The sequence below is a fragment of the Agromyces badenianii genome, from assembly GCF_003070885.1.
Lineage (GTDB): Bacteria > Actinomycetota > Actinomycetes > Actinomycetales > Microbacteriaceae > Agromyces > Agromyces badenianii.
Genome location: NZ_CP028913.1, coordinates 2,164,912 through 2,190,649, shown reverse-complemented (window position 1 = coordinate 2,190,649; position 25,738 = coordinate 2,164,912). Strand labels below are relative to the sequence as shown.

Genomic DNA, 25,738 nt, shown 5'->3' with positions numbered 1-25,738 from the left:
TGCCCCCGTCCCTTCCGCGTGAAGATGGAGGCGAGACCCGCGGAGGTGCGCCATGAACGAGATCGCGGTCGGTGTGAGCACTGGAGGCACCGCCACGACGCGGGCCGTGCAGTGGGCGGCCGAGCAAGCGGCAGCACGTGGCATCTCGCTTCGGCTCGTGCACGTCGTCGATGATGCCGGGAGTTCAGCCGGTGCCGAGGGCGAGCTGCGTCGTGCAGCTGAAGACCGAGCTCGTGAATGCCTCAGCGACGCGACAGCGGCGGCCTCCCTCGTCAGCGACTCGATCGCGATCGTCACCACACTCGAGCACGGCGACCCGGTCGGCGTCTTCGAGCGGATCTCCGAGGGAGCCGAGATGCTGGTCGTCGGCAGCGACTGGCACGGCGGTCGGCGTGCCAACCGACGACGCGTGCACAGCCTCCGCATCGCGGCGGCGAGCCGTGCGCCCGTCGCCGTGATCCCCGACCTCGAGATGCGTCTCCGCAGCGGGGTGGTCGTGGGGGTCGACGGTTCGCACGCCTCCGATCACGCGCTCGCCTTCGCCGCCGGGGAGGCCGAGCGCCTCGGCAGCCGACTCATCGCCGTCCACTCCTGGGATGTCGTCGCGCTGGTCGGTGGCGAATACGGCTACGGAGCACCGCTCCTCGCCACCGACGACCTCGCTCGGGCCGAGGCCGAGATCCTCGACGCCTCGCTCGAGCCCGTCGTCGCGGCCCATCCGTTGCTCGAGATCGAACGCCGAGTCGTCGCCGGGGACCCGGTGCAGGAACTCTCGGGGGCGGCGGCCGAGGCCGAGCTCCTCGTGGTCGGCAGCCACGGTCGCGGGGCCCTCGCCCGCTTCCTGCTCGGCTCGGTCAGTCACGGGGTGCTCGCCGAGCTCGAGGCGCCCACGGTCGTCATCCGGTGAGTCGCACTGACGCGCGCATCCCGCCCGCCGCCGCCGAACGCGCGGCCAACCGCGTCGACGGCGTCGACGCGGCTCGGGGGCTCGCCCTCATCGGCATGTTCGTCGCGCACGTCGCGCCCGCGGCAGCATCCGCTGATCTCGCTGCAGTCATCGCGATCGCCGACGAACGGCCGCGCCTCCTGTTCGCCCTCACCGCCGGAATGGGCCTCGCGTTCATCTCCGGCGGGACGAGGCCGATCGCGGCCGACCGAGGCGTGCTCCGTCGTCAGATCGCCATCAGGGCGGTGATCCTGATCGTCCTCGGAATCCTGATCGCCGCGACCCTGCACCCGCTCGTCTTCATCATTCTCGACGTCTACGGGGTTGCGTTCCTGCTCATGCTGCCGCTGCTCTTCCTGCCACCGAGGATCGCACTCGGCCTCGGCATCGCGCTGCTCGCCGTCATGCCCGCGTTCGTCGAGCTCGTCAGCGCGACGGACGCGGTCGTCGAACTGCAGCAGGGCCCGTTCGCGATCGTCGTCGACTGGGTCGTCAGCGGCGCCTATCCCGTCGTCATCTGGATCCCGGTCATGCTCATCGGGCTCGGCCTCGCCCGACTCGACCTCGCCTCGCCTCGCGTCGTCGCGGTCGCTGCGCTCACGGGTGCCACGTCGGCGGTCGTGATGCTGCCACTCGCCGCGATGTTGGCTGATGCGGCCTCCACGGCGTCGGGTGCGCTCGACGAGACCGCGGTTCTCCGGGCGTCGGCGCTGCAAGCCTCGATCGAAGCGATCGGCAACGTCGGGGTCGGCGTGGTCATCGTCGCCGGCATGCTGCTGCTCACGGGGCTCGCCAGGCTCCGGGTGCGTCGTGTCGCCGGCGCGGTGCTCTCACCGATCACCGCGATGGGGTCGATGCCGTTGAGCATCTACACCGTGCACCTCGTCGTCATCGCGGCGGCCGTGCGCGTCGAGCACGGCATCCCCACCGACGACTCGGCCGAGCTGCTCGTCGGCCTCATCGTGGGTTCGATGCTCTTCGCCTGGCTCTGGCGTCAATACCTCGGCCGCGGCCCGCTCGAGCGTCTGCTCAGGTGGGCGAGCGGTCGGAGCCGCGCCGCTGCCGCGCGCGCGCCCACCAGCTGAGGAGCAGCAGGCCGAGCGCCGTACCCGTCGTGTTCGCGATGATGTCGGAGAGCGTGGAGTAGCGCGTCGGCAGCGCCAGCTGGACGAGTTCGATGCCGACGGTCGCGAGACATCCGACGGCCAGCACGACCCACCACGACAGCGTCGGGAAGGCCAGTGCGAGCAGCACCCCCATGGGCACGAACAGCGCGATGTTCGCGAGGAACTCCACCACCACGGCGCTCACCTCCCGTGACGCGCCGAGCGAGGCGAGCACGTCGGCGAGCCAGCCGACGAGACCGGTGACACGGCGGGCCTCCTGCGCTGGGAGGAAGACGATGAGCCCGACCGCGATGAGGTAGGGAGGCAGGAACCAACGGGCGAGCCGAACCGCGCGGGAGCGGTCGGGCGTGTCGATCGAGAGCTCGTCACGCCCTTCGTGCGGTGAAGGCTCAGTCTCATCCATCGGTTCAGGGTAGCGAGACCGGCTCCTGACGGCGCGTGACCGACACTGCGCGGAGAGTTGTCTCGTGCATCCGATCGACAGCGGCCCCATTTCACTTGGGGGCCGGCATTCGTACCCGTTGATTCACCCGCGTCGACTAGCGTTGTCGAATCATGGGAACCCGCAGAATCGAACGCCGAACCGCGCTGGTTCGGCGACCCGTCTTCTGGATCCCGCTCCTCATCGTCGCACTGTTCATCGTGGGTATCGGGGTCGCCTTCGCCACGCTCGTGCCGCGCGCATTGGACGCCCGCGATCTGCTCCAGGCGGCACCTCCCCTCGTGGTTGAAGTGCAGGAGAAAGTGCTTGCCGGTGACACACAGGGGGCGACGCGCGCCGCCGCAGAACTCAGCGAGATCACCGCGGCGGCACGGCAGCAGACGAGCGGGCGACTCTGGCTGTCGCTCGAGTGGGTGCCGTTCGCCGGGCCGAATCTCCATGCGGTGCGGATGGCCGCGAGCTCGGTCGACCTGCTCGCGCAGAAGACCGTCGTCCCTGCAGCATCCCTCGGCCTCGACGCGCTGAAGCCTGCCGACGGTCGTGTCGACCTTGCCGAAGTGGATGCGATCGGTGCGACCGTGACCGGGGCGGTCGAAGCCGTCTCCGAGGCGACCGCGATGCTCGGCACGGTCGACCGATCACTGCTGGTGCCCGATGTCGCGGCCGGTGTCGATCGAATCGACGACGCAGTGGCCTCAGCACGACGACTGCTCGGGCCTGCAGAAGACGTGGTGGCCGCTCTGCCGGGCATGCTCGGTGCGGATGGGCCGAGAGACATCCTCTTCCTCTTCCAGAACAATGGGGAGGTCATGCCTCGCGGGGGCACGATCGGTTCACTCGCGCAGATGCGCGTCGAGAACGGTGCTATTTCGCTCGTCGCCCAATCGTCGGCGTCTGCGAGGGACATGCCGATGTACACCCAGGATGTCGTGCCGATCGCACCCGAGGTGCGTGCCGTCTTCCCATTCGGGCTCGGCCGCTACGTCCAGAGCTTGACGCTCACGCCACGGTTCTCCCTCACAGCCGAGATCGCGAGGGAGATGTGGAACCGCACCCACGGCGTGCAGGTCGATGCCGTCATCGCCATAGATACGGTTGCGCTCAGCTACTTCCTCGATGCGACGGGGCCGATCGATCTCCCCGGCGGCCTGCAGCTCACGAGCAGCAACGCGGTACCGGTGCTCCTCGGAGACCTGTACCAGCAGTTCGAGCCCTACGAGGTCGATGCGATCAACCAGGCGTTCGCCGCGACCACGATGTCGCGGCTCTTGTCCGGCACGGTCGGTGTGCGTGAGCTGATCTCGGTGCTCACACGCGCCGCCGACGAACATCGCGTTCTCGTGTGGAGCGATCGAGCTGCTGAGCAGGCACTGATCGAAGGATCGCACCTCGAGGGCGAGCCGCCGACTTCCGTTACCGACGCGGACGGATTCGGCGTGTATTTCGCCGACTGGACCCCGGGCAAGATGCAGCGCTTCATGACGCAGCGAGTCGGCCTGGCCCAAGCCGTGTGCAGCACCGGAGACCGGCGTGTGCGGTTGAGTGTCACATTGGGCAATTCGGTCGACCCGGCGCTGGTCTCTGACCTCCCCGCGTATGTGACGGGTGATGGGCGGGCAACGAAGATCGGCAGCATGCGCGTCGAGGTGCTCTCGTATGCGCTTCCGGGATACCGGCTCGTGGGGCAGACTGCCGATGGACCGGCCGAGGCGGTCCGCGCCGGTACCGACGGGGAGTTCGGAGTAGCGCAGCAGACCGTGACGATCGGGCCGCAGCAGACCCGCACGCTCACCTTCGACTACCTGGCCACGGAGCCGGCGGAGGTCGCGCTCGTCGCCGATGTCACACCGGTCGTCAATCCGACGCAGGTGGTGAGCGATTCACTCGACTGCGCGCTCTTGGGTAACGGCTGACTCGCGGCTCTGAGAGGGCGAGGAGCGGAATCGCCATGGATACCGTCTCGTCATGGCGTGCCGTGACCCCTCAACTGGGCGCAGACGGGGCTTCTCATGCGCGCGTAGACTCCGAGCGTTACCCGACTTCTACCCGATCTTCACCCGAACCCTCGGAGGCACCCGTGCTCCGCAAAGTTGCTGCAATCGCGCTGGTGGCGGCGTTCCTCACCGTCCCCACTGCGGCGTACGCCGAACAGTACCCGCCGACCACCCCGCCTGCAGACCCCACGCTGGCCGGGTCCGCCGTCACCGGCATCTGCGACGGCGATGTGCCGTACATCGGCTATACGGTCGACCTGATCGACCCCGACAACGTCTCCACCGGGCACACGGCGACGCTCGTGCTGAGCGATGGCTCGAACTCGACGTCGATCCCGCTCGGCACCATCGTCAACGGAGCCCTCTCCGGCCGTGTGCTCTGGCCGGGTGCTGCCGTCAACAGTGACGGCAGCCCCGCCGGCTGGCCTGGTTGGGATCTCGTCGACGGCGTCTGGGTCGAGACCGACGGCAACTTCGCCTGGACCCGAAGCATCACGAGTGCCACCATCACGGTGAACCCGTCGATCTCGGTGCCGCTGTCGTACCCGCCCAGCTCACCGAACTGTGCGACGAGCCCTCGCGGGAGCGGCGCCGTGTCGGCAGCCGACACCGAGACGCTCAGCGCCACCGGAGTGTCGGAGGCCACGTTCGCGGTCGCCTTCGGGGCACTCGGGCTCGTGGTCATCGGCGGCGCGGTGCTGCTGCTGACGCGTCGGCTCGCGAAGCGGTAGGACGTTGGCCGACGCCAGCGCCCCTGCCCCTGCCCAGGTTCGACGGCGAAGCCGGCGCGTCGCGATCTGGATCGGCGTGGCGGTCCTTCTGCTGCTCGTCGGCGTGATCGTCTGGGTCGGAGCGCGCGGCTTGATGGCGAGCAACGAGCTCAAGGCTGTGGTACCCCTCGCGTCGCAGATCCAGGGCGAGATCGGCTCGGCCGACACCGCGGCGGCTTCGACCACCGCGGCGTCACTCGCCGCCCACGCATCGAAAGCGGCCGAGCTGACGAGCGATCCCATCTGGCGAGCGGCGGAGGTGGTGCCCTGGGCCGGCGGCAATCTGGCGGCCGTGCGCGAGATGTCGACTGAACTCGATCGCGTCGCGTCGCAGGTCATCGTTCCCCTCGCCGGCATCGCGGGATCCATCGACACGACATCGCTGCGGTCGGCCGACGGGCGCATCGACCTGGCGCCATTGGTCGAAGCCCGGCCGGTCGTCGGCGAAGCCGTCATCGCCCTCGAGGCCGCTTCTGCGCGGATCGACGCGATCGATGCCGATGCGATCATCGGTCCGATCGCCGACGCGAGGAGCGAGTTCGCCGATGCGATCGACGCGGCATCGGAGGCGATGACGACACTCGATCGCACCGTTCGGATCCTGCCCGAGATGCTCGGCGCCGACGGGCCACGCAATTACCTCATCCTCTTCCAGAACAGCGCAGAGCTGCGCACGGGGGGCGGCATCATCGGTGCGCTCGCGCTCGTGCACACGGAGGACGGCAGAGTGACGCTCATCGAGCAGGCGGCGTCCGGAGACATCGGGTATTCGTCCGAACCGGTGCTCCCGCTCCCCGAGGCGGAGACGGTGCTGTTCGGCAACCGGCTCGGCACCTACATCCAGAATGTGACGGCCACCCCCGACTTCTCGCTCAGCGGAAGGCTCGCGGCGGCCATGTGGGCGAGGGACCGCGGCACCGTGGTCGACGGAGTCATCGCCGTGGACCCGGTGGGACTCAGCTACGTACTCGGAGCGACCGGCCCGGTCGCAGTGGCAGGCGGCGGCACGCTCAGCGAGGGTGACGCCGTTCGGGCGCTCCTCGTCGACACCTATGAGCGCCTCGACGACGACCATGCGCAAGACGCATTCTTCGCTTCGGCGGCAGGTGCCGTGTTCGGCGCCCTCTCCTCGGCCTCGATCGATCCCGCGGTGCTCATCGCCGCGGTCACCCGAATCGCCGACGAGCACCGACTCGCGATCTGGAGTGCGCACGACGACGAGCAGGCGGTGCTCGCCGACACGACATTGGCGGGCATGCAGGCGACGCAGACCTCGCTCGGCGAGCAGGCGTACGCCGTCTACTTGAACGACCGATCCGGCGGAAAGATGGATGCCTACCTCGACGTCGCGACGTCTGTCGAGGTCGCCGACACCCGCGACGACGGCCGATCCGAGGTCGAGCTGACGGTGACGATGACGAGCACTGCGCCGCCCGACGCCGCAGTCTCCCTGCCGCGACGCACCACCAACGGCGGAATGTTCGGGGTGCCCCCCGGAGTGATCGCGACGAACGTCACGGTCTACTCGCCGCCGGGTGCCTTCGACGCCGGCGTCAGCTACGACGGTGCTCCCGTCGGATACCAGTCGGTCAACGCCGATGGGCGCATCGCGAACAACGTCGCCGTGGATCTCGCGCCTGGAGCAACCGCCACCGTCGTCTATCGCTTCGTCTCGGCCGAACCCGGCCAGGTTACGCCCGTGGCCTTCGCAACACCGCTGATGACGGGCTGAGCGCTCGCCCGATCGCGGTACGCCGCCGCCAGTGCGGCAGAATGGAACGCGTTCGCTTGAGACGAAGGGTCGACATGCGCATTTCGGTCATCGGTTGCGGTTATCTCGGCGCGGTGCATGCCTCTGCCATGGCCGAACTCGGTCATGAGGTGGTCGGCATCGACGTCGACCGCCGCAAGATCGAGGCGCTCGCGGCGGCTCATCCGCCGTTCTACGAGCCGGGATTGCCTGAGATCCTGAATTCGGCGACCGCGAGCGGTCGGCTTCGGTTCAGCCCCGATATCGCGGATGCCGCTGATGCCGAGGTGCACTTCCTCGCAGTCGGCACGCCGCAGTCGAGCGAGACCGGCGCGGCGGATGTCTCGTTCGTCGACGCGGCGTTCGAAGCCCTGCTGCCGATCCTCGCCGAGGGTGCACTCGTCGTCGGCAAGAGCACCGTTCCTGTCGGCACGGCAGCCCGCCTCGCCGAGCGGCTCGCTGCCGAGGCGCCGCACGCCGCACTCGCTTGGAACCCCGAGTTCCTGCGTGAAGGCTTCGCGGTGAAGGACACCCTCGCACCCGACCGCCTGGTCTACGGCGTCGCCGATGGCGACGACCGCGCGGCATCCATGCTCGATCACGTCTACCGGGCCGCGATCGAGGCCGGCACCCCGCGCATCATCACCGACTACGCGACCGCCGAACTCGTGAAGGTCGCGGCGAATGCCTTCCTCGCCACGAAGATCAGCTTCATCAACGCGATGTCCGAGATCGCCGACGCGACGGGAGCGGATGTCACGGCGCTCGCAGATGCCATCGGCCACGACGTTCGCATCGGCCGGCGCTTCCTCAACGCCGGCGTCGGCTTCGGTGGAGGGTGCCTCCCGAAAGACATTCGTGGGTTCACCGCTCGCGCCGAGGAACTGGGCCTCGGCCAGACGTTGGCCTTCCTCACGGAGGTCGACGCGATCAACATGCGACAGCGCCGACGCGTGGTCGACCTGGCGGTGCGTGATCTCGGCGGTTCGGCAGCGGGCAAGAAGGTCGCCATGCTCGGCGTCACCTTCAAGCCCGACTCCGATGACGTGCGCGATTCGCCGGCGCTCGATATCGCGACGAGTCTCAACGCCCTCGGGGCAGAGGTCGTCGCGACCGACCCCGAGGGTATCGAGAACGCCCGATCGAGGCGTCCGGAGCTCTCCTATGTGCCGACCACGCGCGAGGCCCTCCAGCTGGCAGACCTGGTGATCCTCGCGACCGAATGGGGCGAGTACCGAACGCTCGATCCCGAAGTCGTCGGAAGGCTGGTCGGGGAGCGGCGCATCATCGACGGACGCAATGTGCTCGACCCCGCAGCCTGGCGAGCGGCCGGATGGCACTATCGCGGTATCGGGCGGCCCTGAGGCTGCAGCGCCTCTAACCGTGGAGGCGGTCACACGGCTCGTGACGCGGAGTCTTCTCATGCCGGCGCTGTCGGCGGTCGACGAGTGTTCCTGCGTCTTCACGTGCCGCGTCGACCCCTCAGCGCCGCGTCGTGCCGGAATGCGAAAAGCCCCCTCCCGAAGGAGGGGGCTTCACCCGGTCGGGGTGACAGGATTTGAACCTGCGACCTCGTCGTCCCGAACGACGCGCGCTACCAAGCTGCGCCACACCCCGGGTCTGCCCTTGCGGGCCTCAACAAGAATAGCCGATAAATGGTGGTGGCCAGACCACCCGCCGGTCAGACGCGCGAGGTGCGCCACCTGCCCGGCGAACCAGCGCTACTCGGTGGGGACCAGCGTCAACAACGTCGCCTCGGGCGGGCAGGCGAACCGCACCGGAGCGTAGATGGAGGTACCGAGGCCGGCGGATACATTGAGGAACGCCGCGCGCAGCCCATGGCGCCAGACGCTGAGTCCCTTGACCTGATCACGCGGGATGTCGCAGTTCGTGACCAGCGCGCCGAACCCCGGCAGGCAGACCTGCCCACCGTGGGTGTGCCCGGCGAGCATGAGCTGCGCTCCGTGGTTCACGAACGAGTTCAGCACTCGCTGGTAGGGAGCGTGGGTGACGCCGACGGTCACGGTGGGCCGTCGTGCAGTGGATGCCGCGTCGGGCCACGTTTCGTCGCCGAGCGGATCGTCGGCGCGCAACTCGTCGATCGCGACGGTGATGAGGTCGAGCCGGTCGTAGCCGCGGTGCGGGTCGTCGACGCCGAAGAACTCGAAGTGCGTGCCGCGCAGTTCGAGCGCGGCGGCGGTGTTGTCGAGGTCGTGCCAACCGAGTTCGGCGAAGTAGTCGTGCAACTCGGTGATGTCGAGGGCCTTCGCGCGTGGCCCGAGACGGGAGGGCCCGGCGAAGTACAGGAACGGATTCTTCCCAACCGGTCCGAAGTAGTCGTTGGAGCCGTTGACGAAGACTCCGGGCACGCCGCGGAACCGTTCGAACGCCCGGCGGATGCCGTCGATGCCGCGCTCGTGGCCGAGATTGTCGCCGGTGTCGACGATGAGGTCGGGCTGCAGATCGGCGAGGCTCCGAACCCACTCCTGCTTCTCGCGCTGCCACGGCGCCATGTGCAGGTCGGAGAGATGAAGCACGCGGATGGGCTCGGCGCCAGGCGGCAGCACCGGCACCTCCACTCGTCTGAGCGTCCACCGGGTGCGTTCGACCAGAGTGCCCCAGGCGAGTGCGGCAGCACCTGCTGCGGCGATCGCGAGGGAGATCGTCGCGGCAGGCGACGTGCGTGCCTTCGTCACCACGACGACCGGCGCCTAGTCGCCGCCGGGAGCATCGCCCCCGCCGCCGAGTTTGCCGACACTGATCGTGATCTGGTCACCGGGCTTCGCGAAACCACCGCCGGCAGGGTTCTGCGAGATCACGACACCGACCTTGGTCGGGTCGGTCGTGTTCTCAGTCTGGCGTTGCACCTTGAAGCCGGCCTGCTTGAGGGCGCCTTCGGCCTGGTCGCCGTTCATTCCGACGACGTTCGGGACTCCGGTCATCGAGCCGTTGCTCGTGAACACCCGGATCGTGGTGCCCTTGCCCGCCTGACCCGACGGGTCGGTGCCGGACACTGTGCCGGCCGGAAGATTCGAATCCTGTTGGCCGCCGTCTGCGAAGACGAAGCCCGCCGTTTCGATCGCCTGCTTCGCCGCGTCGAGCGAGAGGCCCGCGACCTGCGGGATGTCGACGAGCACCTGCTTGAAGGCCGACTGATCGGGTTGGGTGAAGTCATCGCCGCCGTACTTCTCGTCGGCGAGCGTCATGATCGACTTCCACATGCGGTGTCGAGCCGTTGCAACGGAGCCGCTCTCCCATCGGTCGAGGCGACGCTGGTCGGCCTTGCCTGTGACGCTTCCGACCCAGACGGCGGTGGCGACGCGAGTCGACGCACCGTTCATCCAGGTGTCCTTGTTCTCGTCGGTGGTCCCCGTCTTCCCGATGTGGGGAACGCCACTACCGGTGTTCGAGGCGCTGGCGGTGCCACTGAAGGTCTGTGCCATGGCGTAGGACATGCCGGCAGCCACGTTCGAGGGCACGGACTGCGTGCACGTGCTCGCGGGCGGCGGGATCGGGGTGCCGTCGGATTGAGTGATCGCGGTGATCGCGATCGGGGTGCACGTCGACCCATTGTTCGCGATGCCCGCGAAGGCGCTCACCATGCTCAGCGGCGAGACCTCTTCGGTGCCGAGGATGGCGCTCGGCCCGAAGACCGAGACCGGGTCGACCTTTCGCGAGCCGTCTTCGTTGTAGAGCGGCTCGTCGTTGTCGTCGTACGCGAAACGCTGACCCAGCTCGAGCCCATCGGCGCGTCGAACGCCGAACGCCTGGGCCGTGTTCTTGATCTTGCAGAGATCGAGCTGCTGGCCCATCGCAACGAAGGAGGTGTTCACCGAGTACTTCGTCGCGTCGACCGCGTTGTTCGCGCCCTGGGAATCGTCGTTCTTCGGGTCGAAGTTGCCGCGCCATGTGCCGTTGCAGCTATCGGGGAACGACGTGAAGTTGCGACGGTTGCCGTTGAAGGTCTCGCGCAACGAATGCCCCTCGTTGAGCCATTCGCCGAGCGTGAACACCTTGAACGTCGATCCCGGCTGGAATCCGCTCGAGCCGCCGTACGCGTAGTCGGTCGAGTAGTTGATCGATTCGTACTCTGCGCTCGAGTTGAGCTGTTCCTCGTCTTGCGAGTATCTCTTGTTCTGCACCATGGACAGGACCTTGCCGGTACCGACCTCGACACTCACGGCAACCGAACCGACATCGAATCTCGCGTCGGTCATCGGAACATTCTCGGCCATCGCGGTCTCGGCGCGGTTCTGCATGTCGAGATCGAGCGTGGTGTCGATCTCGAGACCGCCCGTCTGCAGCATCCTGACGCCCTCGTTGACGTCGGGCGTCTCAGGGTTGTCGAAGTTGTTCTTGATGACCCAGGTGACGTAGTCGCAGAAGAACGCCGAACCACCGGCCGACTGGCAACCGGTGCTCGGGGCGGCGATCACCGGCGCCACGGGGGTCGCGATGGCGGCAGCGTGGTCCTCGGCCGTGATCTTCTTGTACTCGAGCATCTTGTCGAGGATGTAGTCGCGACGCTCCTTGTTCGCCGCGTACGGCACAGGCTGGCCGTCGACGACGGTCGCCGCGCCGTTCTCCTCGTCTTCGGGCTGGTCGAGACGCAACCGCTCGGGGAAGTTCACGATCGCGATGAGGCTCGCGGCCTCTGGGAGCGAGAGGGTCGCAGCCGACTTCGTGAAGTAGTACTGGGCGGCGGCCTCGATGCCGTAGACCCGTCCGCCGAACGCCGCGATGTTCAGGTACCCGCGAAGGATGTCGTCTTTCGGTGACTCCTTCTCGAGCGCGATCGCGTAGCGGATCTCCTTGAGCTTCCGGTCGATGCTGACCTCGGTCGCTTCGTCGTAGGCCTTTTCGAACTCCTCTTGGTTCGTGGCCTTCTTCGTGTTGTTGTTGATCAGCACGTTCTTCACGTACTGCTGCGTGATCGAGGAACCGCCCTGGGTGTCGCCGCCCGTGACCGTCTTGAGGGCGCCGCGGATCGTGCCCTGGATGTCGACTCCGCCGTGCTCATAGAACCGCGGGTCTTCACCTGCGACGGCCGCATCTTTCGCGTACTGGCTGATCTGGTCCCAGGCGACCTCTTCGCGGTTGTCGTCGAAGAACGACGCGAGCAATAGCCGTGAACCATCCGACTGCGTCGCGTAGATGTTCGACTTCTGCGACAGGTCGCCGATCTGCAGGTACCCGGGCAGGTTCTCGAACATCGAGATGCTGTTGTTCGCGGCCATGCCGGTGACGGCGAGGGCCGGAGTCACGGCGGCCGTGACGAGCACGCCGGCGAGAGCGCTCATGCCGACGAAACCGAGGATTCCGGCGCCGACGTCGCTCATCGTACGTTTTTGGGCAGACATATAGTGGAGCTTAACGGAGAAGGCTGACAAATCGCGCTATGCAGGCTGTGTGCCGTTTCGCGAAGGAGGCGCGCCGATCCGCGCGATTCCCGCCCTCCGTTCGACATCGCCGATCCACGCGAACGACGCCACAGCCACGAAGCAAACCGAGAGACAGAGGAACCATGACGACCTGGGAGTACATCACCACTCCGCTGCTCATCCACAACACTGCGGCGATCCTGAACAACTGGGGCTCCGAGGGGTGGGAGCTCGTGCAGATCGTGCAGGGGCCGGAGGGCGGCCTCGTCGCCTACCTGAAGCGCCCGACCGGCGGGGAGTCGTCTGCCGCGGCATCCGCCGGCGCCGCTGCCGCCGCGCAAGCGGCCAAGCAGTTCGAGGGCGAGGCCTGATGGCCGCCGTCGAGGCCCGTCTGGCCGAGCTCGGCATCGAGCTTCCCGAGGTCGCGCCGCCCGTCGCCGTGTACGTGCCCGCCGTCGTCACGGGAGCCCACGTCTACACCTCGGGCCAGTTGCCCTTCACGGCCGGTGCGCTGCCCGCCACGGGCAAGGTCGGCGACGCCCACGGGCTCGTTCCCGCCGGCGACGCCGAGGCGTACGCGCGCACCGCGGCGCTCAACGCGCTCGCGGCGGTTCGGGCCGAACTCGGTTCGCTCGACCGGGTCACCCGCATCGTGAAGCTCGTCGGGTTCGTCGCATCCGATCCCGCATTCACCGGGCAACCGGGCGTCATCAATGGAGCGTCCGAAGTGCTCGGCGAGATCTTCGGCGAGGCCGGCCGGCACGCTCGCTCGGCGGTCGGCGTCGCAGTGCTTCCGCTCGACTCGCCGGTCGAGATCGAGCTCGTGGTCGAGTTCGAGTAACCGGGCGAGCGCAGGCACGAACGACGGATGCCGCGTCGGGAGCGATCCCGGCGCGGCATCCGTCGTTCGTGGGGTGGGCGACGGGCCCTACTTCACCTGTTCGCTGATGATCTGCATGATCGAGGTGTCGGCGAGTGTCGTCGTGTCGCCGATCTCGCGGCCCTCGGCGAGGTCGCGGAGGAGTCGGCGCATGATCTTGCCCGAGCGCGTCTTCGGCAGCTCGTTGACGATGAAGACCTGGCGGGGGCGGGCGATCGCACCGATCTGCAGCGCGACGTGCCTGCGCAGTTCGTCGCTCGCCGCCACCACGTCGGTGACCTGATCGGCCTGGCTGGTCTTCAGGATCACGAACGCGACGACCGCCTGACCGGTGGTCTCGTCGGAGGCGCCGACCACGGCGGCCTCGGCCGTCCAGGGGTGGGCGACGAGCGACGATTCGATCTCCGCGGTCGACAGGCGGTGGCCCGACACGTTCATGACGTCGTCGACGCGGCCGAGCAGCCAGATGTCGCCGTCTTCGTCGCGGCGGGCGCCGTCGCCGGCGAAATACCTGTCGCCGAACTTCTCCCAGTACGTCTCTTTGAAGCGCTCGGGGTCGCCCCAGATACCGCGCAGCATTGACGGCCACGGCTCGGTGATCGTGAGCAGGCCGCCGCCCTCGCCCTCGATCGGGGTGCCGTCGTCGTCGACGATGTCGATGGAGATGCCGGGGATCGCGACCTGGGCCGAGCCCGGCTTCAGGTCGGTGATTCCGGGCAACGCCGAGATCATGATCGCGCCGGTCTCGGTCTGCCACCACGTGTCCACCACGGGGATGGAGCCACCGCCGATGACGTGCCGGTACCAGATCCAGGCTTCGGGGTTGATGGGCTCGCCGACCGACCCGAGGAGGCGGAGCGATCGCACGTTGAAGCCGTGCACGACGTCGCGGCCCTGCTTCATGAAGGAGCGGATCGCCGTGGGCGCGGTGTAGAGGATCGAGACCTGGTACTTCTCGATGATCTCCCACCAGCGGCCGGGGTGCGGCGTGTCGGGCGTGCCCTCGTAGAGCACCTGGGTCGCGCCGTTCGCGAGGGGCCCGTAGACGACGTACGAGTGGCCGGTGATCCAGCCGACGTCTGCGGTGCACCAGTAGACGTCGCGCTCGGGGTGCAGGTCGAAGACGTTCTTGTGCGTGAACGCCGCCTGCGTGAGGTAGCCGCCCGAGGTGTGCAGGATGCCCTTGGGGTTGCCGGTGGTGCCCGAGGTGTAGAGGATGAACAGCGGTTGCTCGGCGTTGAAGCCCTGCGCCTCGTGCTCGGCGTCGACTGCGGCGAGCTGGTCGGCCCACCACACGTCGCGGCCTTCGGTCCATGCCACATCTTCGCCGGTACGGTTCACGACGAGCACCGAACGCACCGTGGTCTCCGCCGCCTCGATGGCCTCGTCGACGGTCGGCTTCAGCGGGAACGCGCGGCCCTTGCGGTAGCCGCCGTCGGCGGTGATGACGACCTCGGCCTGGGCGTCGTCGATGCGGGCCTGGAGGCTCTTCGACGAGAACCCGCCGAACACGACGGAGTGCACGGCGCCGATCCGCGCGCAGGCGAGCATCGCGACGACGGCCTCGGGGATCATCGGCAGGTAGATGGCGACGCGATCGCCTGCGGCCACGCCGAGCGCGAGCAGCGCATTCGCCGCGCGCTTGACCTCTGCGGTGAGCTCGGCATACGTGATGGCCCGGCTGTCGCCCGGCTCGCCTTCGAAGTGCAGGGCGACCCGGTCGCCGAGGCCCGCCTCGACATGCCGGTCGAGGCAGTTGTAGGCGACGTTCAATTCGCCGTCGTGGAACCACTTGGCGAACGGCGGGTTTGACCAGTCGAGGGTCTGGGTGAAGGGGGTGCTCCAAGTGAGGAGGTCTCGGGCCTGCTCGGCCCAGAAGCCGAGGCGGTCGGCCGCCGCCTCTTCGTAGAGGCGTGCGTCGGCGACGGCTTGGGCGGCGAACTCGGGGCTCGGGCGGAATCGCCTGATCTCCTCGAGCGCGTGATCGATCTGAACGGTCATGATTCTTCAGTCGCTCCTTCGCGAGTGCTTCTTCTTGATGGGTCGCCTGCCCCAAGCAGCACACTACCCGTCGCATGGAGTGGGTGAGGAATCGGGGCGTCGTGGAGCGTCGCAGAGCGGAAATGCGGACGAATGGCGCAAGTTCCTGTGCTCGAGCGCAGAGATTTCTGTGTGTCGGCACAAATGAGGACAAAAAATGCTTGCGCATCCCTCCTCAGGCCGTATGCTGATTACCGCCCGAACACTCGTTTCGAGGCCTGCAGCGCTCGTGATTCCCCCCAATCCTTGCGCTGCCGAGGCGGCACCTGTTCCCCCCAATGGGTGCCGCCCCCTTTCGTTAACGGGCATCGCGAAACTCGCGGTGCCAGCAGGTCGAGTCCTCCTCCACAACGGCGTGGGGGAGGCTCTTTCCGTACCTGCGGTCGAGCGGATGCCTGTGAGCCTTCGCCGTTTCCTACGCTCGCCGCATGACTCTTCCCTTCGTGGCAAGCCCGTCGTGGCAGCGCGAACCGACCGTATCGCCCGCGGCCGAGCGGGCGTTCGCGCCGAATGACGCGGCGTCGACGTCGCCGGCGACGCTGTCGGCCGTGACGGCCGGCGCCGAGCGCATCGATGGGGCGATCGAAGCCGGCAGGGGCGAGCGATCACTCGCCGATCGCCGCGACCCGTCGCACCGTATCGGCGCCGACCTCTCGATGCTCGGCCCGCTCGAGCCGTTCGCTTCCGACGGACCGGTCACCGACCTCTTCGTCAACGGAGAGCGGGGCCTCTGGATCGATCGCGGGGGCGGAGCCGAGCACGAACCAAGTTGGGTGGCCGCCGAGGCCGAGGTGCGCGCGCTCGCCGTGCGGCTCATCGCCCGCGGTGGTCGGCACATCGATGAGGCGACGCCGGCCGTCGACGTGCGGCTGGGCAAGGGCATCCGGGTGCACGCGGTGCTTCCACCGGTGTCGGCGTCGGGCACGACGATCTCGGTACGGGTGCCTCGCGCCGGCGGATTCTCGCTCGCGGCACTGTCCCGGGCCGGCATGGTCGCGGCATCGCATGAAGCGGCGCTGCGCGAAGCCGTGTCATCGCGCAAGAACCTTCTCGTGACGGGGGCGGGCGGCACCGGCAAGACGACGCTGCTGGCGGCGCTCCTCGCCGAAGCGCCCGATCGAGAGCGCATCGTGATCATCGAAGACGTCGCCGAACTCCAGGTCGAGCATCCGCACGTCGTCTCGCTCGAGGCGAGGCAGGCCAATCTCGAGGGCACCGGGCGGGTCGGTCTCGATGCGCTGCTTCGCGAGGCGCTGCGCATGCGACCCGATCGGCTCGTCGTCGGCGAGTGCCGCGGCGCCGAGCTCCGCGAACTCCTCGCCGCTCTCAACACCGGCCATGACGGCGGCGCCGGCACCCTGCACGCCAATTCACTCGCCGACGTGCCCGCACGGCTCGAGGCGCTCGGGTCGATCGCCGGTCTCTCGCCCGATGCGCTCGCCAGGCAGACGGTGAGCGCGTTCGACCTCGTACTGCATCTCGAGCGGGTCGACGGCCGGCGCCGACTCGCGCAGATGGGGCGGTTCGAACAACGCGACGACCGCCTCGTGGTCGAAGAGATATGAGCGAGCGGATGCCGCGCAGAAGGGGCCCGTCCGCACCTCGCCGCCCGCCGGCCAAGCCGCTCGAGCAGAGCATGACTCCACCCGCCCGCTGGGCGGGTTCATTGGAGCGGCTCGCCGCACTGCGACGTCGCCCCGACCCGGCTGTCGAGGTCGACGTGATCGCCGCATTGACCGAGCGGCTGGCCGTGCTGCTCGCGGCCGGCGTATCCGCGACGAGCGCGTGGAGCCACGTCGGCGCCGACTCCGCGTCCACCGCAGACAGAGAGGTGCTCGCCCAAGCCGCCTCGGCGGCGCGGAACGGCGAGCCGGTGGCGCCGGCGATCTCCGCGGCGCAGCGCGTGCACCCCGACGCATCCGCTGCCTGGCAGGTGCTCGCGGCGGCGTGGGCAGTGGCCGCGGAGTCGGGCGCTCCGCTGGCCGCGAGCCTCCGCGACCTCGCCGCGGTGCTCCGCGACGAGGCGCAACTGCGCCGGGAGGTGCGCGCCGCGCTCGCCGGGCCCGCGGCGAGCGCCCGGCTCGTCATGGCACTGCCGGCGATCGCCGTGCTGTTCGGGGCGACCCTCGGATTCGACACACTCGGCGTCTTGTTCGGCAACCCCATCGGGCTCGTCTGCCTCGCGCTCGGCCTCGTCTGCCTGTGGGCGGGCCATCGGTGGAACGCGGCGCTCGCCGCGCGAGCGGGTCGGTCGCGCGCCGACGCCGGCCTCGAGCTCGAACTGCTCGCGATCGCGATGTCGAGCGGCGTCTCGATCGATCTGGCGCGAGGCCTCGCTCGCCGTTCGATCGAGCAGCATGTGCCGCACGCCGGCGATGGCCTCGAGGTCGAGGAAGTGGTCGGGCTCGCGGCTCGCGCCGGTGCACCGGTCGCCGAACTCCTTCGGGCCGAGGCCTTCAGATTGCGTCGCGCGGCCCGCTCCGCCGGAGCCGAGCGTGCGGCGGCGCTCGGCGTGCGCCTCATGCTGCCGCTCGGACTCTGCGTGCTCCCGGCCTTCGTGCTGCTCGGCGTCGCACCGCTCATGATCTCGGTCGTCACGGGCACCCTCGGCGGCGCCACGTGACCCGGCTCGACTCGTGCCACCCGATCGCCGGCCCGCCGGCACCACAGAAAGGAACACCATGCACGAACACTCCAGCTCCGAGGACCGCCGGGCGCGCACGCATCGCGGTCGCATGCAACGAGTCGCCCGGCGCTTCGCCGAGCGGCTCGCCGGTGAACGCGGAGCAGCCACGGCCGAGTACGCCGTGGCCACGATGGCCGCGGTCGGCTTCGCCGGGCTCCTCGTCATCATCCTCCGCGGTGACGAGGTGCGCGGCATCCTCACCGATCTCGTGCGGAATGCGCTCACGGTCGGCTGACCGCGAGCGCGGCGGCGTGACCGCGGAGTTCGCGGTCGCGCTGCCCGCCATCGCGCTCGTGCTCGCCGCGTGCCTCGCCTCGGTGCAGCTCGTCGCCCAGCAGGTGCGGTTGACGGATGCCGCGGCCGATGCCGCGCGGGCGCTCGGGCGCGGTGAATCCGCAGGCGAGGCCGGGGCGATCGCCGACCGGGTCGCCGGCGGTGCTGAGCTCTCGGCGGCGAACGACGGGCAGTTCGTGTGCGCGACCCTCACTGCCTCGGGTGCGGGCGTGCTCGCCGTGATCGAGTTGCGCGCCGAATCGTGCGCGGTGACGGGGGGCCGATGATGGGCGGCCCCTTCCCGGCGAGGTCGACCGCGGCGGCGAGATCCCGAGCCGAGGCGGGTGCGGCATCCGTCGTCGCCCTCGGGATCATCGGCGCGGTGACCGCGCTCACGCTGGCGTTCGTGACGCTGCTCGGCGTCTTCGTCATCTCGCAACGAGCGGCCAACGCCGCCGACGCCGCCGCGCTCGCCGCGGCGGACGCGATCTCGGGAGCGGTCGCGGGCGTACCCTGTCAGCTCGCGGCCGCCATCGCGATCCGCAACGGGGCACGACTCGGATCGTGCGAGCTCGCCGGCGCCGTGGCATCCGTCAGTGTCGGGATCGCCGCGCTGCCGGGATTTGAACTCGTCGCCTCGGCGCGCGCCGGACCACCTGGGCGGTCGGGCTGATCGAGAGGTGACGGAGCGGCCGAGCTGAGCGCCGCCGGTCGTGACCCGAGGCCCGACTCAGTCGAAGACGGTCTCCACGAAGCGATAGTCGACGGCGCTGGGGCGATCGTCGTCGGACGACGCGAACTCCAGCCCCGCCCCGCGCGAGTACACGTAGCGCTTGCCGTGATCGGTCTTGAGCTCGATCCGCGGCTGCGGGTCACCCGACTCGAGGAAGGCGGTGGCCACCGTCTTGCCCTCGAGCGGTCCGTCGATCAGCTTCGCCGTGTACGAGCCCGTCGTTGAGGTGTCCATGTGGCCAATTCTCCTCAGCGGCGTGCGAACCGCAAGGGGTCGCGCCGAGGAGCGCCCGGGCCGTGCGTGTGTCGTCGAGTACGTGTCCTCTCGGCCAGTGTGTGTATGGTGTGGCTGTCGGCGCACCATTCGCCGGCTGATGGCACACCGCTCGGGGGCGCGGCATTGAATGTGCGTTTCTCGTTCGTAATCGTCAACAAAGAGGAGTCCGGTGTCAGGCGCGAAAAAGCTGGTCATCGTCGAGTCGCCGACCAAGATGAAGTCGATCGCCCAGTACCTGGGCGACGGCTACGAGGTGCTCTCGTCGGTCGGGCACATCCGCGACCTCATCGAGCCGAAGAACCTGCCCGCTGAGTTGAAGAAGGGCCCGCTCGGCAAGTTCTCGGTCGATGTCGACAACGGGTTCGAGCCGTACTACGTGGTGTCCGACTCGAAGAAGAAGACCGTCGCCGAGTTGAAGCGCGCATTGAAGGGCGCAGACGAGCTCTTGCTCGCGACCGATGAAGACCGCGAGGGCGAGGCCATCGCGTGGCACCTGCTGCAGGAATTGAAGCCCAAGGTTCCGGTTCGCCGCATGGTCTTCCACGAGATCACCAAGGACGCCATCCAGAAGGCGAAGGACAACACCCGCGAGCTCGACACGGCACTCGTCGATGCGCAGGAGACGCGGCGCATCCTCGACCGCATCTACGGGTACGAGATCTCGCCGGTGCTCTGGCGCAAGGTCGGCCCGGGTCTGTCCGCCGGGCGCGTGCAGTCGGCCGCCACGCGTCTCGTCGTCGATCGTGAACGCGAACGTCTCGCCTTCGTCGCGGCGGGCTACTGGGATCTCGCTGGGCGCTTCGCGGCCGAGGCGTCCGACGGCTCGGCCTCGTTCGAGGCGAAGCTCGTGCGCCTCGGCGGTGACCGCGTCGCGACCGGACGCGATTTCGACGACGCCGGAACGCTGAAGGGCAAGGCCGTCGTGCTCGACGAGGCGACCGCAGGGGCCCTCGTCACCGCGCTCTCGGCCGACGCCGTCTCGCGCACCGTCTCGAAGGTCGAGTCGAAGCCGTACTCCCGACGCCCTGCTGCGCCGTTCACGACGTCGACGCTCCAGCAGGAGTCGGCGCGCAAACTCCGTCTCTCGGCCCGCGACACCATGCGGGTGGCGCAGTCGCTCTACGAGAACGGCTACATCACCTATATGCGAACCGACTCCTCGTCGCTCTCGCAGCAGGCGATCACGGCGGCCCGTGCGCAGGCCACGACGCTCTACGGCGCCGACTCGATCCCCGACAAGCCCCGCGTCTACGCCGGCAAGTCGAAGAACGCGCAGGAGGCGCACGAGGCGATCCGCCCCTCGGGCGAGGTCTTCCGCACGCCGGCCGAGCTCGCCAGCGTGCTGCGCGGCAGTGAGTTCAAGCTGTACGACCTCATCTGGAAGCGCACGGTCGCCTCCCAGATGGCCGATGCGAAGGGCCAGACGGCCACGGTCACGATCGAGGTCGGTCCGACGGCGGCTGACGCGGCAGCGCCCGCCGAGGCGTCGGCACCGGTCGCCGGCACGATCGCCGAGTTCACCGCGAGCGGCACCGTGATCACCTTCCGCGGCTTCCTCGCCGCATACGAAGAGAGCCGCGACGAGGAACGCAACGCCGAGGAGACGCCCGGCGAGGCCAAGCTGCCTCCGCTCAAGGAGGGCCAGTCGCTGCACATGGCAGAGCTCGAGGCCAAGGGTCACGAGACGACGCCCCCTCCGCGCTACACCGAGGCGAGCCTCGTGAAGCGACTCGAAGAGCTCGGCATCGGCCGGCCGTCGACGTTCGCCTCGATCATCTCGACGATCATCGACCGCGGCTACGTCACGCAGCGCGGCCAGGCGCTCGTGCCGAGCTGGATCGCCTTCTCGGTGGTGCGTCTGCTCGAGGAGCACTTCGGCGACCTCGTCGAGTACGACTTCACCGCCGAGATGGAGGACGATCTCGACCACATCGCCGCCGGTGAGGCCGACCGCGTCGACTGGCTCTCGAGCTTCTACTTCGGCTCCGACAAGCACCGCGGCCTTCGCCAGGTGGTCGACAACCTGGGCGAGATCGATGCCCGCGAGATCAACTCGGTGCAGATCGCGCCCGACATCACGCTGCGCATCGGCAAGTACGGCCCCTACCTCGAGACGGTCGACGAGGGTTCGGCGCCCGACGCCCCGCCCCGCCGCGTCAACCTGCCCGAGGGCCTCGCACCCGACGAACTCACCGAGGCGAAGGCCCGAGAGCTCATCGAGGCTCCCGTGCAAGAGGCCCGGGTGCTCGGCGTCAACCCCGAGAACGGCAAGGAGGTCGTCGTGAAAGACGGCCGATTCGGGCCGTACGTGACCGAGATCGACCCCGAGCCCGCCGCAGTGCCCGAGACGGATGCCGCGGCATCCGTCGACCCGGCCACCGGCGAGGTGATCGACGCGCCGAAGCCCAAGGCCAAGCGCGTGGCGAAGAAGCCCGCAGCCCAGAAGCCGCGCACCGCCTCGCTCTTCAAGAGCATGCAGGTCGGCGAGATCGACTTCGAGACCGCGCTGCGCCTCTTGAACCTGCCGCGCACCGTCGGCGTCGACCCCGAATCGGGCGTCGAGATCACCGCGCAGAACGGCCGCTACGGTCCCTATCTGAAGAAGGGCACCGACACGCGCACCCTGCCGAGCGAAGACGCCATCTTCGAGATCGGACTCGATGGCGCGCTCGAGTTGTTCGCGCAGCCGAAGTACGGCGCTCGCACCGCGTCGAGTGCGCTCAAGGAGTTCGAAGCCGACCCGGTGAGCGGCAAGCCGATCAAGGTGAAAGACGGCCGGTTCGGGCCGTACGTCACCGACGGCACCACGAACGCGACCATCCCGCGCTCGGAATCCGTCGAGGACATCACCTTCGAGCGTGCCGTGGAGCTGCTCCAGATCAAGCGAGACAAGGGACCGGCCGCACCTCGTGCGAAGAAGGCTCCGGCCAAGCGGGCACCCGCGAAGAAGGCGGCGACCAAGAAGTGAGCGGCGGACTCTTCATCACCCTCGAGGGCGGAGACGGATCCGGCAAGACCACTCAGGCCGAGTTGCTCGGGGCGTGGCTGACGGAAGCCGCACGAACGGTCGTGCGCACGCGTGAACCGGGCGGCACCGACGTCGGGGTCGAAGTGCGCGAGATCGTGCTGCACCACCGCGGCGACATCGCCCCGCGCGCCGAGGCGCTGCTGTACGCCGCCGATCGGGCGCATCATGTCGCGACCGTCGTGCGCCCGGCCCTCGATCGGGGCGACGTCGTCATCCAGGATCGCTACATCGATTCGTCGGTCGCGTACCAGGGAGCGGGGCGGGTGCTCGACCCGACGGCCGTGCGCGGGCTGTCCGAGTGGGCGACCGAAGGCCTCCGGCCCGACCTGACGATCCTGCTCGACCTCGACGCCCGTTCGGCGCGCGCCCGGCTCGACGATGCACGCACGCGGTACGACCGGCTCGAAGCCGAGGCGTCCGAGTTCCACGAGCGGGTGCGCGGCGCGTATCTCGAACTCGCAGCTGCCGAGCCCGACCGTTTCCTCGTCGTCGACGCCTCGCGGCCGGTCGACGAGATCGCCGGGGCGATCCGCGACCGTGTGGCCGGTCTCCTCTGAACACGCAGCTCGCGTCGTCAGTCGCTGCCGGTAGCGTTGCACCGTGAGCGTGTGGAGTGAGCTGACCGGGCAGGATGCCGCGATCGCCCTGTTCCGCGCCGCGGCGGAATCCGCCGGTGGTGCGGCGCCTGCGGCCGGCTCGGGTGGTCAGCAGATGACCCACTCCTGGCTCGTCACCGGCCCTCCCGGGTCGGGTCGGTCGAACCTCGCCTACGCGTTCGCGACGGCACTCATCTCGGGTGCTCCCGACGGCGACGAGCGCACGCGGGCCCAGGTCGAGGCGCGCAGTCACCCCGACCTGCACGTGCTCGCCACCGAAGGCGTGATCATCAAGCGCGACGACGTGCGCGACATCGTGCGCCGCTCGCACTACGCCCCGTCGATCGGCCGGCACCGGGTCATCATCGTCGAAGACGCCGACCGCATGACCGAGCAGACCTCGAACTTCCTCCTCAAAGAGCTCGAGGAGCCGCCCGAGCGGACCGTGTGGATCCTCTGCGCGCCGAGCGAGGCCGACCTCATCCCCACGATCCGCTCGCGCGTGCGTTCCGTCCGGCTCCAAGTCCCGAGCGTCGCGGATGTCGCGGCCCTCCTCGAGCGCCGAGACGGCGTCGATCCCGTGCTCGCCGAACGCGCCGCCCGCGAGGCGCAGAGCCACATCGGCATGGCCCACCGGCTCGCGACCAACGAAGAGGCCCGGCGTCGCCGCTCGGAGACCCTCGAACTCGCGCTCGCGGTGCGGTCGACCTCCGGAGCCGTGGCTACCGCTGCCCGGTTCATCGAGATCGCCGGTGAAGACGCGAAGGCGATCGGCGAACTGCGAGACGCCGAAGAGCGGGCGCACGCCCTGCACTCGCTCGGCGTGGCTCCGGGCCAGGCCGTGCCCAACGCGTTGCGACCTCAACTCAAAGCCCTCGAAGACGACCAGAAGCGCCGAGCCACCCGCAGCCTCCGCGACGGCATCGACCGCATCCTCGTCGATCTCGCCTCGCTCTACCGCGACATCCTGCTCATCCAGCTCGCCGCCGACGTGCCGCTCGTGAACCGCGAGCTCGAAGCGGGCATGCAGCGCGCCGCGGCATCCGCTTCGCCGGCCCGAACGCTCGCGACGCTCGACGCGATCCAACAGGCGCGCACCCGCATCGACGGCAACGTGCAGCCGGCGCTCGCGCTCGAGGCGATGCTCGTCTCCGCCATTCGACGACCGACCACCGAACGAGGGGCCGCATGAACGACACGACCACCGCACGACGACGTATGCCGCGTGGAGCACATGCCGTCGCGATCGTCGGGGCCTTCGCTGCTCTGCTCGCGCTCAGCGGCTGCGTGCCCTCGTTCCTGAACCCGCAGCAGCCGGTCTCGACGCCGACCGGTGAAGAGGTCGATGCCGAGCTCGAGCCCTTCTACACGCAGGTGCTGAAGTGGGAGCGCTGCGGCGAGGGCATGGGATGCGCCACCGCGAAGGCGCCGCTCGACTGGAGCGACCCTGCGGCCGGTGAGACCGAACTCGCACTCGCGCGCCACGTGGCCACCGGCGACAAGATCGGCTCGCTGCTCGTGAACCCCGGCGGGCCCGGTGGATCGGGCTACGACCTGGTGATGGACTCCCTCGACTTCGCAGTCGGCGAGCCGCTGCAGCAGAGGTTCGACGTCGTCGGCTTCGACCCTCGCGGCGTCGGCCGGTCGGCGGGGGTGGCCTGTTACGACGCGCCCGAGATGGACGAGTACCTCTACGGCATCATCCCGGGGGAGCGCGGCAGTGACGAGTGGGTCGCAGCCGCCGAGGCCATCGAGCGCGACTTCGGTGCGGCGTGCGGCGAAGAGACCGGCGAACTGCTCGGCAACGTCGACACCGTCAGCGCGGCGCGCGACCTCGACATGCTGCGCGCGATCCTCGGCGACGCGCAGCTCAACTACCTCGGGTACTCGTACGGCACGTTCCTCGGTGCCACGTACGCCGGGCTCTACCCCGACAAGGTGGGCCGGCTCGTGCTCGACGGGGCCATCGATCCCGGGGCCAGCGAATCCGAGGTGTCGACGGCCCAGGCTGCGGGGTTCGAGAGGGCGCTGAGGGCGTACCTCGAGTCCTGCCTCTCGGGCAGCGACTGCCCGTTCGACGGCACGGTCGACGAGGCCGCCGACGAGATCGGCCGGCTCCTGGCATCCGTCGACCAGAGCCCGTTGCGCGGCACCGATGGACGTCTCGTGGGCGCTGACACGCTCGTCACGGCGATCATCTACCCGCTGTACAGCGCTGACTCGTGGCCTTACCTCAACGACATGTTCGAGGCGGTCATGTTCGGCGATGCCGACGCGGCCCTCTCCTTCGCCGACGGCTACAACGGCCGAAATGAAGACGGCACCTATCTCGACAACTCGGCCGAGGCCTTCAGTGCGGTCAACTGCCTCGACTACACATACCAGTCCGACGTCGCGGTGATGCGCGAGAAGGCCGCTGCCATGGCCGAGGCCGCCCCGATCATCGGACCCTACTTCGGGTACGGCGACCTCGCGTGCGCCAACTGGCCGTATCAGGGCGAAGCCGAGCGAGCCGAGATCCACGCCGAAGGCGCCGCGCCGATCCTGGTCATCGGCACGACGGGCGACCCCGCCACTCCGTACGAGTGGGCCGTGGCCCTCGCCGAGCAGCTCGACAGCGGTGTGCTCGTCACCTACGAGGGCGAGGGGCACACGGCGTACAACAAGTCGAACCCGTGCGTGAACGACATCGTCGAGTCGTACCTCATCGACGGCACCGTGCCCGCGAGCGACCCCAAGTGCTGAGGGTGGTCATCAGCGCTCGCGAAACCCGCTAATATTGAGTCTCGTGCCAGCCGGTGCGCCTCGATTGCGCC

General features: G+C 68.9%; 22 protein-coding genes and 1 tRNA gene. 17 read left to right on the top strand and 6 right to left on the bottom strand.

Features of this window, described 5'->3' with window-relative positions; genetic code table 11:
* Positions 1-52 precede the first annotated feature (52 nt).
* Positions 53-907, top strand: a complete 855-nt coding sequence (locus tag DCE93_RS10375; RefSeq protein ID WP_108595821.1) for a universal stress protein — start codon at positions 53-55, stop codon at positions 905-907.
* Entirely contained in the window at positions 904-2,031 is a 1,128-nt protein-coding gene (locus DCE93_RS10370) for a heparan-alpha-glucosaminide N-acetyltransferase domain-containing protein (protein ID WP_108595820.1), read from the top strand. The genes DCE93_RS10375 and DCE93_RS10370 overlap by 4 nt, the downstream gene beginning before the upstream one ends.
* Here the strand turns inward: DCE93_RS10370 and DCE93_RS10365 are convergent.
* Positions 1,976-2,476, bottom strand: a complete 501-nt coding sequence (locus DCE93_RS10365) for a VanZ family protein (protein ID WP_168186204.1) — start codon at positions 2,474-2,476, stop codon at positions 1,976-1,978. The two genes, DCE93_RS10370 and DCE93_RS10365, sit on opposite strands and share 56 nt — an antisense overlap.
* A 152-nt stretch (positions 2,477-2,628) precedes the next feature.
* Between DCE93_RS10365 and DCE93_RS10360 the strand changes: the two genes are divergently transcribed.
* From DCE93_RS10360 to DCE93_RS10345, 4 genes are all read left to right on the top strand, one after another.
* Positions 2,629-4,428 (top strand): DUF4012 domain-containing protein, encoded by a 1,800-nt coding sequence (locus DCE93_RS10360; protein ID WP_108595818.1) that lies wholly within the window; start codon positions 2,629-2,631, stop codon positions 4,426-4,428.
* Positions 4,429-4,592: 164 nt separating this feature from the next.
* The gene (locus tag DCE93_RS10355) at positions 4,593-5,240 is read left to right on the top strand and encodes a cell wall protein (RefSeq protein WP_244284147.1); all 648 of its coding nucleotides are present in this window, start codon (positions 4,593-4,595) and stop codon (positions 5,238-5,240) included.
* A gap of 76 nt (positions 5,241-5,316) precedes the next feature.
* Positions 5,317-7,011 (top strand): DUF4012 domain-containing protein, encoded by a 1,695-nt coding sequence (locus DCE93_RS10350; protein ID WP_108595817.1) that lies wholly within the window; start codon positions 5,317-5,319, stop codon positions 7,009-7,011.
* 74 nt (positions 7,012-7,085) lie between these two features.
* Entirely contained in the window at positions 7,086-8,393 is a 1,308-nt protein-coding gene (locus DCE93_RS10345; protein ID WP_108595816.1) for a UDP-glucose dehydrogenase family protein, read from the top strand.
* Between the two features lie 179 nt (positions 8,394-8,572).
* Here the strand turns inward: DCE93_RS10345 and DCE93_RS10340 are convergent.
* The 3 genes from DCE93_RS10340 to DCE93_RS10330 all read right to left on the bottom strand — a co-directional run bounded on the left by DCE93_RS10340 (position 8,573) and on the right by DCE93_RS10330 (position 12,368).
* Positions 8,573-8,646, bottom strand: a tRNA-Pro gene (locus DCE93_RS10340).
* A 104-nt stretch (positions 8,647-8,750) separates the two neighbouring features.
* The gene (locus DCE93_RS10335; RefSeq protein WP_108596710.1) at positions 8,751-9,725 is read right to left on the bottom strand and encodes a metallophosphoesterase; all 975 of its coding nucleotides are present in this window, start codon (positions 9,723-9,725) and stop codon (positions 8,751-8,753) included.
* A gap of 15 nt (positions 9,726-9,740) precedes the next feature.
* Entirely contained in the window at positions 9,741-12,368 is a 2,628-nt protein-coding gene (locus DCE93_RS10330; RefSeq protein ID WP_244284146.1) for a transglycosylase domain-containing protein, read from the bottom strand.
* 185 nt (positions 12,369-12,553) lie between these two features.
* On the opposite strand from DCE93_RS10330, the gene DCE93_RS10325 reads away from it, so the two are divergent.
* Entirely contained in the window at positions 12,554-12,781 is a 228-nt protein-coding gene (locus DCE93_RS10325) for a Sp36 family protein (RefSeq protein WP_056010205.1), read from the top strand.
* Positions 12,781-13,251: a RidA family protein gene (locus DCE93_RS10320; protein WP_108595814.1), complete on the top strand. Its 471-nt coding sequence runs from the start codon at positions 12,781-12,783 to the stop codon at positions 13,249-13,251. The genes DCE93_RS10325 and DCE93_RS10320 overlap by 1 nt, the downstream gene beginning before the upstream one ends.
* 87 nt (positions 13,252-13,338) lie before the next feature.
* Here the strand turns inward: DCE93_RS10320 and acs are convergent, their stop codons facing one another.
* A complete protein-coding gene (gene acs / locus DCE93_RS10315) occupies positions 13,339-15,291 on the bottom strand; it encodes an acetate--CoA ligase (RefSeq protein WP_108595813.1) in 1,953 nt (650 codons plus the stop codon).
* Positions 15,292-15,758: 467 nt separating this feature from the next.
* Between acs and DCE93_RS10310 the strand changes: the two genes are divergently transcribed.
* The 5 genes from DCE93_RS10310 (at position 15,759) to DCE93_RS10290 (ending at position 18,962) form a co-directional block, all read left to right on the top strand.
* Positions 15,759-16,895, top strand: coding sequence for a TadA family conjugal transfer-associated ATPase (locus DCE93_RS10310; RefSeq protein ID WP_108595812.1), 1,137 nt, complete (start codon positions 15,759-15,761; stop codon positions 16,893-16,895).
* Positions 16,896-16,966: 71 nt separating this feature from the next.
* Complete coding sequence (locus DCE93_RS10305; RefSeq protein WP_168186203.1) at positions 16,967-17,953, top strand: type II secretion system F family protein; 987 nt, start codon at positions 16,967-16,969, stop codon at positions 17,951-17,953.
* Positions 17,954-18,065: 112 nt separating this feature from the next.
* Positions 18,066-18,251: a DUF4244 domain-containing protein gene (locus tag DCE93_RS10300; protein ID WP_108596709.1), complete on the top strand. Its 186-nt coding sequence runs from the start codon at positions 18,066-18,068 to the stop codon at positions 18,249-18,251.
* A 16-nt stretch (positions 18,252-18,267) separates the two neighbouring features.
* Complete coding sequence (locus DCE93_RS10295; protein WP_235825117.1) at positions 18,268-18,576, top strand: TadE family type IV pilus minor pilin; 309 nt, start codon at positions 18,268-18,270, stop codon at positions 18,574-18,576.
* Complete coding sequence (locus DCE93_RS10290; protein WP_244284145.1) at positions 18,573-18,962, top strand: Rv3654c family TadE-like protein; 390 nt, start codon at positions 18,573-18,575, stop codon at positions 18,960-18,962. Before DCE93_RS10295 ends, DCE93_RS10290 begins: the two co-directional genes overlap by 4 nt.
* Before the next feature lie 57 nt (positions 18,963-19,019).
* Here DCE93_RS10290 and DCE93_RS10285 read toward each other — a convergent pair whose 3' ends face one another.
* Complete coding sequence (locus DCE93_RS10285; RefSeq protein ID WP_108595808.1) at positions 19,020-19,256, bottom strand: hypothetical protein; 237 nt, start codon at positions 19,254-19,256, stop codon at positions 19,020-19,022.
* A 211-nt stretch (positions 19,257-19,467) separates the two neighbouring features.
* Between DCE93_RS10285 and topA the strand changes: the two genes are divergently transcribed.
* The 4 genes from topA to DCE93_RS10265 are packed head-to-tail and all read left to right on the top strand — an operon-like array spanning position 19,468 to position 25,667.
* On the top strand, positions 19,468-22,266 hold the full coding sequence (topA, locus tag DCE93_RS10280; RefSeq protein WP_108595807.1) for a type I DNA topoisomerase: 2,799 nt from the start codon (positions 19,468-19,470) through the stop codon (positions 22,264-22,266).
* Positions 22,263-22,883, top strand: a complete 621-nt coding sequence (tmk, locus tag DCE93_RS10275; RefSeq protein WP_108595806.1) for a dTMP kinase — start codon at positions 22,263-22,265, stop codon at positions 22,881-22,883. The genes topA and tmk overlap by 4 nt, the downstream gene beginning before the upstream one ends.
* Positions 22,884-22,926: 43 nt before the next feature.
* A complete protein-coding gene (locus DCE93_RS10270; protein ID WP_108595805.1) occupies positions 22,927-24,114 on the top strand; it encodes a DNA polymerase III subunit delta' in 1,188 nt (395 codons plus the stop codon).
* Positions 24,111-25,667, top strand: a complete 1,557-nt coding sequence (locus DCE93_RS10265; protein ID WP_108595804.1) for an alpha/beta hydrolase — start codon at positions 24,111-24,113, stop codon at positions 25,665-25,667. The genes DCE93_RS10270 and DCE93_RS10265 overlap by 4 nt, the downstream gene beginning before the upstream one ends.
* Positions 25,668-25,738: the final 71 nt, after the last annotated feature.